This is a genomic window from Pseudomonas sp. BCA17 (genome assembly GCF_004519405.1).
In the GTDB taxonomy this organism is placed as follows: Bacteria; Pseudomonadota; Gammaproteobacteria; order Pseudomonadales; family Pseudomonadaceae; genus Aquipseudomonas.
The window spans coordinates 20,969-34,354 of sequence record NZ_SGWI01000006.1; the positions used below are offsets into that span (position 1 = coordinate 20,969).

Annotated in this window: 12 protein-coding genes; 10 read left to right on the forward strand and 2 right to left on the reverse strand. The window is 60.7% G+C overall.

The genetic code is table 11. The features are described 5' to 3' along the window. The first annotated feature begins 72 nt into the window (after positions 1-72). The 3 genes from EXW71_RS20885 to EXW71_RS20895 all read left to right on the forward strand — a co-directional run bounded on the left by EXW71_RS20885 (position 73) and on the right by EXW71_RS20895 (position 3,118). Complete coding sequence (locus EXW71_RS20885; RefSeq protein WP_123718892.1) at positions 73-1,404, forward strand: dicarboxylate/amino acid:cation symporter; 1,332 nt, start codon at positions 73-75, stop codon at positions 1,402-1,404. A gap of 146 nt (positions 1,405-1,550) precedes the next feature. Continuing rightward, on the forward strand, positions 1,551-2,537 hold the full coding sequence (locus tag EXW71_RS20890) for an XdhC family protein (protein WP_134661281.1): 987 nt from the start codon (positions 1,551-1,553) through the stop codon (positions 2,535-2,537). Then, complete coding sequence (locus EXW71_RS20895; protein ID WP_134661282.1) at positions 2,534-3,118, forward strand: NTP transferase domain-containing protein; 585 nt, start codon at positions 2,534-2,536, stop codon at positions 3,116-3,118. Before EXW71_RS20890 ends, EXW71_RS20895 begins: the two co-directional genes overlap by 4 nt. 63 nt (positions 3,119-3,181) lie before the next feature. Here EXW71_RS20895 and rne read toward each other — a convergent pair whose 3' ends face one another. Beyond that, a complete protein-coding gene (rne, locus tag EXW71_RS20900; protein WP_218569366.1) occupies positions 3,182-6,379 on the reverse strand; it encodes a ribonuclease E in 3,198 nt (1,065 codons plus the stop codon). Between the two features lie 768 nt (positions 6,380-7,147). On the opposite strand from rne, the gene rluC reads away from it, so the two are divergent. Genes rluC through EXW71_RS20915 form a run of 3 tightly spaced genes read left to right on the forward strand, consistent with a single transcriptional unit; the run spans position 7,148 to position 9,761 of the window. Then, entirely contained in the window at positions 7,148-8,107 is a 960-nt protein-coding gene (gene rluC / locus EXW71_RS20905; protein WP_134661284.1) for a 23S rRNA pseudouridine(955/2504/2580) synthase RluC, read from the forward strand. Beyond that, the gene (locus EXW71_RS20910; RefSeq protein WP_134661285.1) at positions 8,094-8,756 is read left to right on the forward strand and encodes an HAD-IA family hydrolase; all 663 of its coding nucleotides are present in this window, start codon (positions 8,094-8,096) and stop codon (positions 8,754-8,756) included. Before rluC ends, EXW71_RS20910 begins: the two co-directional genes overlap by 14 nt. Positions 8,757-8,777: 21 nt before the next feature. Beyond that, on the forward strand, positions 8,778-9,761 hold the full coding sequence (locus EXW71_RS20915; RefSeq protein WP_123718899.1) for a S49 family peptidase: 984 nt from the start codon (positions 8,778-8,780) through the stop codon (positions 9,759-9,761). Between the two features lie 133 nt (positions 9,762-9,894). Here EXW71_RS20915 and EXW71_RS20920 read toward each other — a convergent pair whose 3' ends face one another. Next, positions 9,895-10,473 (reverse strand): nucleoside triphosphate pyrophosphatase, encoded by a 579-nt coding sequence (locus EXW71_RS20920; protein ID WP_134661286.1) that lies wholly within the window; start codon positions 10,471-10,473, stop codon positions 9,895-9,897. A 105-nt stretch (positions 10,474-10,578) separates the two neighbouring features. Here EXW71_RS20920 and EXW71_RS20925 point away from each other — a divergent pair, with 105 nt between their 5' ends. From EXW71_RS20925 to fabD, 4 genes are all read left to right on the forward strand, one after another. Then, on the forward strand, positions 10,579-11,109 hold the full coding sequence (locus EXW71_RS20925) for a YceD family protein (protein ID WP_123718901.1): 531 nt from the start codon (positions 10,579-10,581) through the stop codon (positions 11,107-11,109). Between the two features lie 13 nt (positions 11,110-11,122). Beyond that, a complete protein-coding gene (rpmF, locus tag EXW71_RS20930) occupies positions 11,123-11,305 on the forward strand; it encodes a 50S ribosomal protein L32 (RefSeq protein WP_003179396.1) in 183 nt (60 codons plus the stop codon). Between the two features lie 4 nt (positions 11,306-11,309). Continuing rightward, positions 11,310-12,320: a phosphate acyltransferase PlsX gene (gene plsX / locus EXW71_RS20935; protein ID WP_123718902.1), complete on the forward strand. Its 1,011-nt coding sequence runs from the start codon at positions 11,310-11,312 to the stop codon at positions 12,318-12,320. Between the two features lie 125 nt (positions 12,321-12,445). Further along, a complete protein-coding gene (fabD, locus tag EXW71_RS20940) occupies positions 12,446-13,384 on the forward strand; it encodes an ACP S-malonyltransferase (RefSeq protein WP_134661287.1) in 939 nt (312 codons plus the stop codon). Positions 13,385-13,386 lie beyond the last annotated feature (2 nt).

Here is a 13,386-nt window from a genome sequence, read left to right on the forward strand (position 1 = left end):
GGAGGGTTCGCAATTCAAGTGTCGTGGGCAATGGCGGATATTTGCTACACGGGACGATTGAGGAACTTTGTAATGACGACTCGTCAGCCACTGTACAAATCCCTGTATTTCCAGGTGATCGTTGCAATCGTTATCGGTATCTTGCTCGGTCATTTCTACCCCCAGACCGGTGTGGCTCTCAAGCCACTGGGTGACGGCTTTATCAAGCTGATCAAAATGGTCATTGCCCCGATCATCTTCTGCACCGTTGTCAGCGGTATCGCTGGCATGCAAAGCATGAAATCGGTCGGTAAAACCGGCGGCTACGCGCTGCTGTACTTCGAAGTCGTCTCCACCATCGCCCTGCTGATCGGCCTGGTCGTGGTCAACGTCGTGCAACCGGGCGCCGGCATGCACATTGACGTGGCTACCCTGGACGCCTCGAAAGTCGCTGCCTACGTGACCGCCGGCGCAGACCAGAGCGTGGTTGGCTTTATCCTCAATGTGATTCCGAACACCATCGTGGGCGCCTTCGCCAACGGTGACATTCTGCAAGTGCTGATGTTCTCGGTGATCTTCGGCTTTGCCCTGCACCGCCTGGGCGCCTACGGCAAGCCGGTGCTCGACTTCATCGACCGCTTCGCCCACGTGATGTTCAACATCATCAACATGATCATGAAGCTCGCGCCAATCGGTGCCCTGGGTGCGATGGCGTTCACCATCGGCGCCTACGGCGTAGGTTCTCTGGTGCAACTGGGTCAGTTGATGATCTGCTTCTACATCACCTGCGTCCTGTTCGTGGTGGTGGTGCTGGGTGCTATCTGCCGCGCCCACGGTTTCAGTGTGTTGAAGCTGGTGCGCTACATCCGTGAAGAACTGTTGATCGTATTGGGTACTTCCTCCTCCGAATCCGCACTGCCACGCATGCTGATCAAGATGGAGCGTCTGGGCGCGAAGAAATCCGTAGTAGGCCTGGTGATTCCGACCGGCTACTCCTTCAACCTCGACGGCACTTCGATCTACTTGACCATGGCTGCCGTGTTCATCGCCCAGGCGACTGACACCCACATGGACATCACCCACCAGATCACCTTGCTGCTGGTGCTGCTGCTGTCCTCCAAGGGCGCTGCGGGTGTGACCGGTTCGGGCTTCATCGTGCTGGCTGCAACCCTGTCGGCCGTAGGCCACCTGCCGGTTGCCGGCCTGGCGCTGATCCTGGGTATCGACCGCTTCATGTCCGAAGCTCGCGCCCTGACCAACCTGGTCGGTAACGCCGTTGCCACCCTCGTCGTGGCCAAGTGGGTCAAGGAACTGGACACCGACAAGCTGCACAGCGAGCTGGCATCTGGTGGCACCGGTATCTCTGATACCCGTCCGGAAGATGACCTGGGTGTGGCCGAAGGCCCTGCTCCTGTTATCAAGTAAGTCGCTGTTGGCGTGAACTGACGCCTGAGCCATCCACAAACGCCCCGACTGTTTCGGGGCGTTTGCGTTTGTGGCCGGCCATTCCGGATGCTTTTGCTTTACAGTAATTGGCTGTGTAATTCGTTGTAAGGCTGGCAGGAGGTTGGATGGATAGCGTGGATCTGAATGTCCTGCGCAGTGTGCTTGAATGGCGTCGCGCCGGGCAGCGGGTGGTGTTGTACAGCGTGGTCCAGACCTGGGGCAGCGCACCGCGCCCGCCTGGGGCGATGCTGGCATTGCGTGGCGACGGGGTTGTGATCGGCTCGGTGTCCGGCGGTTGTATCGAGGATGATCTGATTGCGCGCCTGCAGGATGGACGCCTGCCGGAAGACGGCCCACCGGTGCAATTGGTGACTTATGGTGTCACCCGTGATGAAGCGGCGCGCTTTGGCCTGCCGTGCGGTGGCACGTTGCGCTTGACCGAAGAGCGGGTAGACGACTGGCAATGGGTCGCACAACTGCTGGCGCGTTGTGAGGACCACCAAGTCGTCGCCCGAGAGCTGAACCTGGCCACGGGCGCGGTGACCCTCAGTAGCGCGAGCAAGACGGATGTGGTGACTTTTGACGGGGAGCGCCTGCGCGCCATCTACGGCCCACGCTGGCGCCTGCTGTTGATCGGCGCCGGGCAACTGTCGCGCTACGTGGCGCAAATGGCGCGGTTGCTGGATTTCGAAGTGCTGATCTGCGACCCGCGCGAAGAGTTCGTCTACGGCTGGGAAGACCAGCATGGCCGCTTTGTACCGGGTATGCCGGATGAAGCGGTGCTGAATATCCAGACCGATGAGCGCACGGCCATCGTGTGTCTGACCCACGACCCGCGTCTGGACGATATGGCCCTGCTGACCGCGTTGAATTCCTCCGCGTTTTACGTTGGCGCCCTCGGCTCGCGGGTCAATAGCCAGAAACGCCGGGAAAACCTGGCGGCACTGGGGTTGTCGGCAGAATCGATTGCGCGTTTGCACGGGCCGATCGGTTTGCATATCGGCAGCCATACGCCGTCGGAAATCGCGTTGTCACTGCTGGCGGAAATTGTCGCGATCAAAAACGGCGTGGCACCCATGCAGAAAAAACCGTTATCGGTGGTGGTTGAGTGACAGTCACCGCGATCGTGCTGGCGGCGGGGCAGGGCAGTCGCTTTCGGGCTGCGGTGGGAGCTGATCAGGATAAGTTGCTGGCTGATTGCATAGGTCTGGATGGCGTGACGCGTCCGGTAATCGAGCAGGTATTGAGGAGTTTGCCCGCACGCGTTGTAAAACGCTGGGTGATCACTTCGCCGGATCGGTTTGACGTTATTCGTTTGGCCGAGGCGTACGGCTGTGAAGTCCTGGTGTTGCACTCAGCCGGCATGGGCGAAAGTATTGCGGCGGCAGTGGCGGCCAGCGGTTCGGCTGATGGCTGGTTGATAGTGCTGGGGGATATGCCGTTTATTCAGCCCTCCAGCATCGAGCGGGTGATTGAAGGGCTGCAAGCGGATGGCATCCGTGTGCCGGTCCAGGCCGGCCACTACGGGCATCCAGTGGCGTTTGGCCGGATGCTTGGGCAAGGCTTGATGGCGCTGAAGGGAGATCGGGGGGCCAGGTCATTATTTGCCCAGGCTGTTCTGAGGGAGGTGGCGGTGGATGATCCCGGTGTTTTGTGGGATGTGGATGTGCCGGCGTCATTGAGCTACTCATAATTCAACCGATATAAAAAAGCCCCGCCTGATCACTCAGGCGGGGCTTTTTAGTTGCTGTCGGAATCAGACGAGGGGTTTAGGCTCGTGCTCTTCTTCCTGGACCTTGTGCTCAACCACCGCTTCGGCGACCGGGGCTGGCGCCTCGGCAGCTTCAACTGCGGCCGGTGCAGCAGCGGCAGCGGCAGCAGCAGCGGCTTCAGCTTCCTTGCGGCGGCGACGCACTTCACGCGGGTCGTTCGGTGCGCGGCCGTTTTCAGTCAGGGCGCTGGCGGGCGCGGCTTCAACCACCGGTGCAGCCACTTCGGCTACGGCTGGGGTTTCAACCACTGGCTGGGGCTCTACCGCCGGAGCTGGCTCGGCAGTCACCACTTCGGCAACCGGTGCCGGCGCTTCTTCTACCACTGGGGCTGGCGCTTCTTCGGCCACCGGAGTCGGCGCTTCAACCGGAGCTGGTTCGGCGGCCCACTGGAAGGCGGTCTGTTCTTCGCGAACTTCACGCACCACTGGAGCAGCTTCGACAACCGATGCTTCGACAACCGATGCTTCAGCAACGACTTCCGCCGGGGCTTCCACGGCAGCCTCAACCACTGGCTGAGGTTCAGCAGCGGGTGCAGGCTCGACAGCGATCACTTCGGCTTCTGGTTGGGTTTCGCGAACCGGTGCAACTTCCACTTCCGGAACCACAGGGGTTTCGATTGGGGTCGTTGCTTCAACCACTGGCGCTTCTACGGCGACGGTTTCTTCAACAGCAGCGGTAGCGCGTTCAGCCTGCTCGTAAGCCTGGGCTTCAGCCGGTGCGCTGATGACCGAGCCGGCAACGGCGGCGGTAACGGCCAGGCCTGCAGCCAGTTCGGCGCCAGTCGGCTCGCTGGTAGCGGCTTCCGAGTGCTCGCCGGCTTCTTCCGAACCTTCGATCACATTGCCGTTGGCATCGCGCTGACGCTCACGACGGTTGCTGCGACGACGCTGGCCACGGGAGCGGCGGCGTGGACGATCACCTTCGGCGTTGTCCTGGCCGTCTTCCTGCAGTTGCTCTTCGCCGTTCAGTACTTCTTCTTCGCTGGCGGCAGCGGCTTGCTCGGCGCGTGGTTGACGCTCTTCACGCGGTGGGCGCGGTTGACGCTCCTCGCGGGGGGCGCGCTCTTCGCGTGGCTGGCGAGCCGGGCGTTCTTCGGCGACGACCGCGGCACCAGCAACGGCAGCAGCTGCCGGCGCGGCGTCCAGTGGTTCACGCAGTTCGCGTACACGCTCTTCACGCTCGCCACGTGGCTTGCGATCTTCGCGCGGTGCACGTGGTGTGCGTGGCGCACGCTCTTCACGCGGCGCGCGTTCTTCGCGGGCTACGGTCGGGGTTTCTTCGCGGGCTTCGCGAGGTGCACGCTCTTCACGCGGCGCACGTTCTTCACGGGGTGCGCGTTCTTCGCGTGGTTTGCGTTCTTCGTCACGACGACCGTTGCGGTTACGGCTCTGCTGGCGACCGTTGCGACGTTCTTCGTTACGCGCAGGACGTTCGGTAGCCGGTTTTTCAACGACAACCGGAGCCGCAGGCTCTTCCTTGGTGGCGAACAGGCTGACCAGCGACTTCACCAGGCCTTTGAACAGGCTTGGCTCAGGCAGGGCGGCCGGAGTGGCAGCCGGGGCCGCCGCTTCGGTCGGCACCGGTGCGTTGGCACGTGCCGGTGCGGTCTTCACGGCAGCTTCCTGGCGCACCAGGGTGCGGGTCGCGGCGGCCGGCTGGACTTCTTCCACTTCAGCGGCGGCGGCCGCGATCTCGTAGCTGGACTGGTTGTTGTGGGCTTCCGGGCTGTCGTCACGCAGACGCTGTACTTCGAAGTGCGGCGTTTCCAGGTGATCGTTCGGCAGGATCACGATACGGGCACGGGTACGCAGTTCGATCTTGGTGATCGAGTTGCGTTTTTCGTTGAGCAGGAACGCGGCGACCGGGATCGGCACTTGGGCGCGGACTTCGGCGGTGCGGTCTTTCAGGGCTTCTTCTTCGATCAGGCGCAGGATCGCCAGGGATAGCGATTCAACGTCACGGATGATGCCGGTGCCGTTGCAGCGCGGGCAAACGATGCCGCTGCTTTCGCCCAGGGACGGACGCAGGCGCTGACGGGACATTTCCAGCAGGCCGAAGCGCGAGATGCGGCCGACCTGTACGCGGGCGCGGTCAGCTTCCAGGCATTCGCGGACTTTCTCTTCCACGGCGCGCTGGTTCTTGGCTGGGGTCATGTCGATGAAGTCGATCACGATCAGGCCGCCGATATCACGCAGGCGCAGCTGGCGGGCGATTTCCTCAGCCGCTTCCAGGTTGGTCTGCAGGGCGGTTTCTTCGATGTCGCTACCTTTCGTGGCGCGTGCCGAGTTGATGTCGATAGACACCAGGGCTTCGGTCGGGTCGATCACGATGGAGCCGCCGGAAGGCAGTTCGACTACGCGCTGGAAGGCGGTCTCGATCTGGCTCTCGATCTGGAAACGGTTGAACAGCGGCACGCTGTCTTCGTACAGCTTGATCTTGCTGGCGTACTGCGGCATCACCTGGCGGATGAAGGTCAGGGCTTCGTCCTGGGCTTCAACGCTGTCGATCAGCACTTCGCCGATGTCCTGGCGCAGGTAATCGCGGATGGCGCGGATGATGACGTTGCTTTCCTGGTAGATCAGGAAGGGTGCGGAACGATCCAGGGACGCTTCTTTGATGGCGGTCCACAGTTGCAGCAGGTAGTCGAGGTCCCACTGCATTTCTTCGCTGCTGCGGCCCAGGCCGGCAGTGCGCACGATCAGGCCCATGTCGGCAGGAGCAACCAGGCCGTTCAGCGCTTCACGCAGTTCGTTGCGCTCTTCGCCTTCGATGCGACGGGAAATGCCGCCGGCACGCGGGTTGTTCGGCATCAGGACCAGGTAACGGCCGGCCAGGCTGATGAAGGTGGTCAGGGCGGCGCCCTTGTTGCCACGTTCTTCTTTCTCGACCTGGACGATGACTTCCTGGCCTTCGCTCAGGACGTCCTTGATGTTCACGCGGCCTTCGGGGGCTTTCTTGAAGTATTCGCGGGAGATTTCTTTGAGGGGCAGGAAGCCGTGGCGCTCGGAGCCGAAATCGACAAAGGCAGCCTCAAGGCTTGGTTCGATGCGAGTAATACGGCCTTTATAGATGTTGGCCTTCTTTTGCTCGCGTGCACCGGACTCGATGTCCAGGTCGTAGAGGCGTTGGCCATCTACCAGTGCAACACGCAACTCTTCGGGTTGAGTTGCGTTAATCAGCATTCTTTTCATGTTGTACCGTCGGTTTCCGGGCTGCCGGAAACGGCGTTCGGCACACACGACTTCTCACGGTCGGTGTCAGGTGCGTCAAGAGTGGTTGGCCACTCCAGTGTCCAGCAAAAACCAGCCAATTGGGCCGGTATCGCGACGGACGCGTCCTGCTTGTTAGCGGTGGTGACAAAGGCACCACTTCAACAAAAGCTAAGGTCAGGAGGAGGAATCAACCGGCGACTGTGGACGAGATGAAGCGTCTAAATATAAGCCTAGTGCTACACGGTCCGACGGTTGTGCATCTCCACCCTACACGTATCCCTGATAATTCGGGTGCTGCCGCGCGCAGAATCCGCAGCGGGTTGGCATTTACCGTGTTCTCCAATGGGGAGTTCACGCTCATGGCTAAACAAGACTAGGTGTGGGCGATTGCGCTCTCACTCAGCTCTTAACAGGCGTTATTTCCGAAGCATTCGCCATGGTCTGGCTCAAGACTGACTGCACTTTGTGAACTGGCCGTAAATATCGGCGCAAAACGCGAGTATTCACTCTGCTTTCTGCACTCGCTTCAGGCCTCATGTCACCTGCGCTTGTTACAATCCCGAGTCTTCCAAGGTGGCGAAAGCCCCGTAGGACGGCCTCGCGTCCTGATGAATTGCGATGGTCAGGGCCGGCAGTTTGCCGCAAGTCCTCTGCCCAGGCCGCTTTTGGCGGCGTTCGCGACTATAGCAGCAATGATTAAGTGCTTCAATTCCATAAAAAATTGTTATCATCGCCGCCATGACGACTACTGCCCCCCAGACCCCCAGCGTCCAGCTGCTCGAGGTCTCGCCGGAATATGCCGGCCAACGCATCGACAATTTTCTCCTGGCCAGGCTCAAAGGCGTGCCCAAGACCTTGATTTACCGCATTTTGCGAAAAGGTGAAGTGCGCGTGAACAAGGGACGGATCAAGCCCGAGTACAAACTGCAGGCGGGCGATATCGTCCGCGTGCCGCCGGTTCGCGTGCCCGAGCGTGACGAGCCTGTGCCGCTGGCGCAGGGGTTGTTGCAGCGCCTGGAAGCCTCGATTGTCTTCGAAGACAACAAGCTGATCGTGATCAACAAGCCCTGCGGTATTGCGGTTCACGGCGGCAGCGGCCTGAATTTCGGCGTGATCGAAGCCTTCCGTCAGTTGCGTCCGGACGCCAAGGAGCTGGAACTGGTCCATCGCCTGGACCGCGACACGTCCGGCCTGCTGATGATCGCCAAGAAACGCAGCATGCTGCGCCACCTGCACACCGCCCTGCGTGGCGATGGCGTGGACAAGCGCTACATGGCGCTGGTGCGCGGTAACTGGGCCAGTTCGGTCAAGAGCGTTCGTGCGCCGTTGCAGAAGAGCAACCTGCGTTCCGGCGAGCGCATGGTGGAAGTGGACGAGGAGGGCAAAGAAGCCCTGACCCTATTCAAGGTGCTGCGCCGTTTCGGTGACTTCGCCACCATGGTCGAAGCCAAGCCGGTGACCGGGCGTACTCACCAGATTCGTGTGCATACCTTGCACGCCGGCCACTGTATTGCGGGTGACACCAAGTACGGTGACGAAGATTTCTCCAAGGAAATTCGCGACCTCGGCGGCAAGCGCCTGTTCCTGCATGCCTACATGCTGACCGTGCCGCTGCCCGATGGCGGCGAACTGAAGCTGCAGGCGCCGGTCGACGAGATGTGGGCCAAGACCGTGGAGCGTTTGAGTGCCGCACCTTGACTACAAGCTGCTGATCTTCGATTGGGATGGCACGCTGGCTGACTCCATTGGTCGGATTGTCGAGTCGATGCATGTGGCATCGACCCGTTCCGGCTTCGCGCCGTGCAGCGACCTGGCGGTCAAGGGCATCATCGGCCTGGGCTTGCCTGAGGCGATACGCACGTTATATCCGCAGATCGACGATGAAGCGCTGATTGCGTTTCGTCAGCACTATGCCGATCACTATATTGCCCTTGAGGCAGAGCCTTCGCCGTTATTTGACGGTGTAAGGCAATCCCTTGAGGCCTTTCGCGCCGAGGGCTATCACTTGGCCGTGGCCACCGGCAAGGCCCGGCGCGGGCTCGATCGTGTACTCAAGGCCCATGGTTTCGAGGATTATTTCGATATCACCCGTGCTGCGGATGAAACTGCCAGCAAGCCTCATCCTCTGATGCTGGAGCAGATCCTGGCTCACTGCGGTGTAGCGCCGCGCCAGGCGTTGATGGTGGGTGATGCCTCCTTCGACTTGATGATGGCGCGCAATGCCGGTATGGACAGTGTGGCCGTCAGCTATGGTGCCCAGGCGGCCGAGGCCTTGCAGCAATACGAGCCCAGGCTGACGATTGATCATTTTTCTGAATTGCAGGCCTGGCTCAGTCAGGCCCGATAAGTCTTTGCTGGGGTTAATGGCATGAGTGACGAGTGGAAAGCGCCCGAGAAGTCCGAAAGCGGCGATGATAAAAGTTGGAAGCTGTTGGAGAAGACGCTGCTGGCCAGTGTCCAGGAGCAGCGTCGCTCCCGGCGTTGGGGCATTTTCTTCAAATTGCTGACCTTTGTTTACCTGCTCGCCATGCTGGCGCTGTTTAGTCCATTGATGGATGTGGAAAAGAGCGCTACCCGTGGCAGTCACTACACGGCGTTGATCGAAGTGCGCGGGGTGATTGCCGATAAGGAGTCCGCCAGCGCCGACAATATTGTCAGCAGCCTGCGTTCTGCTTTTGAAGACCCCAAGGTCAAGGCTGTGATCCTGCGCATCAATAGCCCGGGTGGCAGCCCCGTGCAGTCAGGCTACGTGTATGACGAAATCCGCCGTCTGCGCGCGCTGCACCCGGATACCAAACTCTACGCAGTGATTTCCGACCTCGGCGCCTCGGGTGCGTATTACATCGCCAGCGCTGCCGATCAGATCTACGCCGATAAGGCCAGCCTGGTCGGCTCCATTGGTGTGACCGCTGCCGGCTATGGCTTTGTCGGTACCATGGAGAAGCTGGGTGTGGAGCGTCGCACCTATACCTCGGGTGAGCACAAAGCGTTTCTGGACCCGTTTCAGCCACAAAAGGCTGACGAAACCCAGTTCTGGCAGGGCGTGCTCGATACCACCCATCGTCAGTTCATTGCCAGTGTGAAGCAGGGGCGTGGTGATCGTCTGAAGGACAAGGACCATCCAGAGCTGTTTTCCGGGTTGGTGTGGTCTGGCGAGCAGGCCTTGCCGCTGGGCTTGATTGATGGGTTGGGCAGTGCCAGTTCGGTGGCGCGGGATGTGGTTGGCGAGAAGGAGTTGGTGGACTTCACTGTTCAGGAGTCGCCGTTCGATCGCTTCTCCAAGAAGCTGGGCGCCAGCGTGGCCGAGAAGCTGGCGATGTACATGGGCTTCCAGGGCCCGACGCTGCGCTGATATTTCAGCTTTGTCGTTGTTTCAAGTGTGGGGGCGGATTTGTTCGCGAGTACGGTGGGGCAGTGACCGACAGGTTGGCTGACACTCCGCTGTCGCGAGCAGGCCCGCTCCCACGTTTGTTTCGGCGGCGGGTCTAGGGGATCTGCACGCCTTCAGCCAGCAGCATATCCACCAACCGAATCAACGGCAGGCCGATCAAGCTGGTCGCATCCGGTCCTTCGGTGCTCTGAAACAAGCTCACGCCCAGCCCTTCGGCCTTGAAGCTGCCGGCGCAGTCATAAGGTTGCTCGATCCGAAGGTAGCGCTCGATGCGTTCAGCGCTCAGTTCGCGCATGTGCACCGTAAACGGCACGCAGTCGACCTGGCAGTGCCCGGTCTCGCTGTTCAGCAGCGCCAGGCCGGTCAGGAAGCTGACCCGTTTGCCGCTGGCGGCCAGCAATTGCTCGCGGGCCTTCTCGAGGGTGTGGGGTTTGCCGATGATGCGGCCTTCCAGCGCAGCCACCTGATCGGAGCCGATGATCAAATGCCCTGGATGGCTGCCGGCGAGGGCGCGTGCCTTCTCTTCGGCCAGGCGCTTGACCAGTTCGATGGCTGGCTCGTCGTCGCGATGACTTTCGTCGATATCCGGCGAGCTGCAGATGAACGGCAAGTGCAGTCGGCTCAGCAATTGCCGGCGATAAACCGAGCTGGATGCGAGTAATAAAGGCAGCATGTGCGTCTCCTCAGGGCGGCCTGGGATTCTAGCGGGGCGACCGGCTGACGCACAGGGCTGAATTTCCTTTGACATGGCCGGGTGCATCCCTATAATGCTGCGCCTATGTTGAATGACCCGATTCCACCTCACGTTGACCCGCGCAAATTGGCAGATCGTGGCACTTCCCTTCAAGGTGAATTGCCGCTGGCCGATTTGGAGAGACTCTGCGACCCGCTTTCCGACACTGTCGGTACGGTGCAGGCCAAATTCGTTTTTGAACGAGATGAGCGTAAGTCTGTGGTAATCCACAGTTTTATCGACACCGAAGTCAAAATGGTTTGCCAGCGTTGTCTTGAGCTGGTCACCCTGCCGATCCACAGCGAGTGCAGTTATGCTGTGGTGAAGGAGGGTGCGAATACCCAGTCGTTGCCGAAAGGTTATGACGTGCTGGAACTGGGCGAAGATCCTTTGGATCTGCATGCACTGATCGAGGAGGAGCTTTTGCTCGCCTTGCCCATTGTGCCTGCTCATCATCCGGAAGAATGCCAGCAGCCGGCGGGCCTCGATGACGAGCCCGAACCGAGCGAGGACGAGGTAACGCGGTCCAACCCGTTCAGTGTATTGGCGCAGTTAAAGCGTGACCCAAACGTTTAGGAGTTAATCAATTATGGCTGTTCAGCAGAACAAAAAATCCCGCTCCGCCCGCGACATGCGCCGTTCGCACGACGCTCTCGAGGCAAGCACCCTGTCCGTAGAAAAGACCACCGGTGAAGTTCACCTGCGTCACCACGTATCGCCAGAAGGCGTATACCGTGGCCGTAAAGTGATCGACAAGGGCGCTGACGAGTAATCACTTGTCTGCTCAAGTCATCGCGATTGACGCAATGGGCGGGGACTTCGGTCCCCGCAGCATTGTTCAGGCCTGCATTGCCAGCCTGTCTGCAACACCCTCGCTGCACCTGACCCTCGTCGGTCAACCCCCCTTACTTGAAGAACTGATTGCTGGCCATCCGGCAGTGGATCGCGCGCGCCTGACGATTACGCCGGCCAGCGAAACCATCGGCATGGATGAAAAGCCCGCGACAGCCTTGCGTGGCAAACCTGATTCCTCGATGCGAGTAGCCTTGGAGCTATTACGCGACGGCAAGGTGCAAGCGTGTGTCAGCGCCGGGAACACGGGGGCCTTGATGGCGTTGTCGCGTTATGTGCTCAAGACCCTGCCGGGCATTGATCGGCCGGCGATGGTGGCGGCAATCCCGACGCAAAAGGGCTATTGCCAGTTGCTGGACCTGGGCGCGAACGTCGATTGCAGTGCCGAGCACCTGTTCCAGTTCGCCGTGATGGGCGCGGTGGCCGCCGAAGCGTTGGGCGTGGTCAGGCCGCGGGTGGCCCTGCTGAACATCGGTACCGAAGACATCAAGGGCAACCAGCAGGTCAAGCTGGCGGCTGCATTGTTGCAGGGCGCGCGCGGGTTGAATTACATCGGCTTTGTCGAAGGTGACGGTTTGTACCGGGGCGAAGCGGATGTGGTGGTGTGCGACGGGTTTGTCGGCAATATCCTGCTCAAATCCAGTGAAGGCTTGGCGACCATGATCGCCGCGCGTATTGAAGCGTTGTTCAGGCGAAACCTGGCGTCGCGTGTGGTCGGTGCCCTGGCATTGCCGTTGATGCGTCGCTTGCAGGCCGACCTGGCGCCGGCGCGGCACAATGGCGCCAGCTTTCTCGGCTTGCAGGGCATTGTGGTGAAAAGCCATGGCTCGGCGGGGGTGGAGGGCTTTCAAAGTGCGATTGCGCGCGCCGTGATCGAAATCCAGGAAAACCTGCCGCAGCGTTTGCACGGCCGTCTTGAGGATTTGTTGTCTTAGGCGAATCGGCCCGGGAGTGCTTAAATGTGACCGGCCAGTTCAATTGACCATCCAATCTGTCAGTTTCGTTCGCTCCCACCGTAGGAGCGACCATTTTGACGACCAGATCATTAGGGGCTTGTTACATGTCTACATCCCTCGCATTCGTGTTTCCAGGGCAGGGTTCGCAGTCCCTCGGCATGTTGGCCGAGCTGGGCGCGCAATATCCGCTGGTTCTGGAAACCTTCAAGGAAGCTTCCGATGCCCTGGGTTATGACCTGTGGGCACTGACCCAGCAAGGGCCGGAAGAGCAACTCAATCAAACCGACAAAACCCAGCCGGCCATTCTGACCGCTTCGATCGCTCTGTGGCGCTTGTGGTTGGCAGAAGGTGGCGCGCGCCCGGCATTCGTTGCCGGTCACAGCCTGGGTGAATACAGTGCCTTGGTTGCCGCCGGCAGCTTGACCCTGGGTGAAGCGGTCAAGTTGGTTGAGCGTCGGGGTCAATTGATGCAGGAAGCCGTTCCGGCCGGGCAGGGCGGCATGGCCGCTATCCTGGGCCTGGACGATGCCGTGGTGATCGAAGCGTGCGCCGAAGCGGCCCAGGGCGAGGTGGTCAGCGCGGTCAACTTCAACTCCCCGGGCCAGGTGGTGATCGCCGGTGCCAAGGCTGCCGTTGAGCGTGCCATTGAAATTTGCAAGGCCCGTGGCGCCAAGCGCGCGCTGCCTTTGCCGGTGAGCGTGCCATCCCACTGCGAATTGATGCGTCCGGCAGCCGAACGTTTTGCCGAGTCCATCAATGCCATCAGCTGGCAAGCGCCGCAGATTCCATTGGTACAGAACGTCAGCGCGGCTGTGGCCGCCGACCTCGACACCCTCAAGCGTGACCTGCTGGAGCAGCTCTACAAGCCTGTACGCTGGGTTGAGTCGGTCCAGGCCCTGGCTGCCAATGGTGCCACCGAGCTGGTCGAATGCGGCCCGGGCAAAGTCCTGGCCGGCCTCAACAAGCGCTGTGCCGACGGCGTGTCGACTGCCAACCTCAATACCCCGGATGCCTTCGCTGCCGCTCGCGCGGCACTGGCCTGATC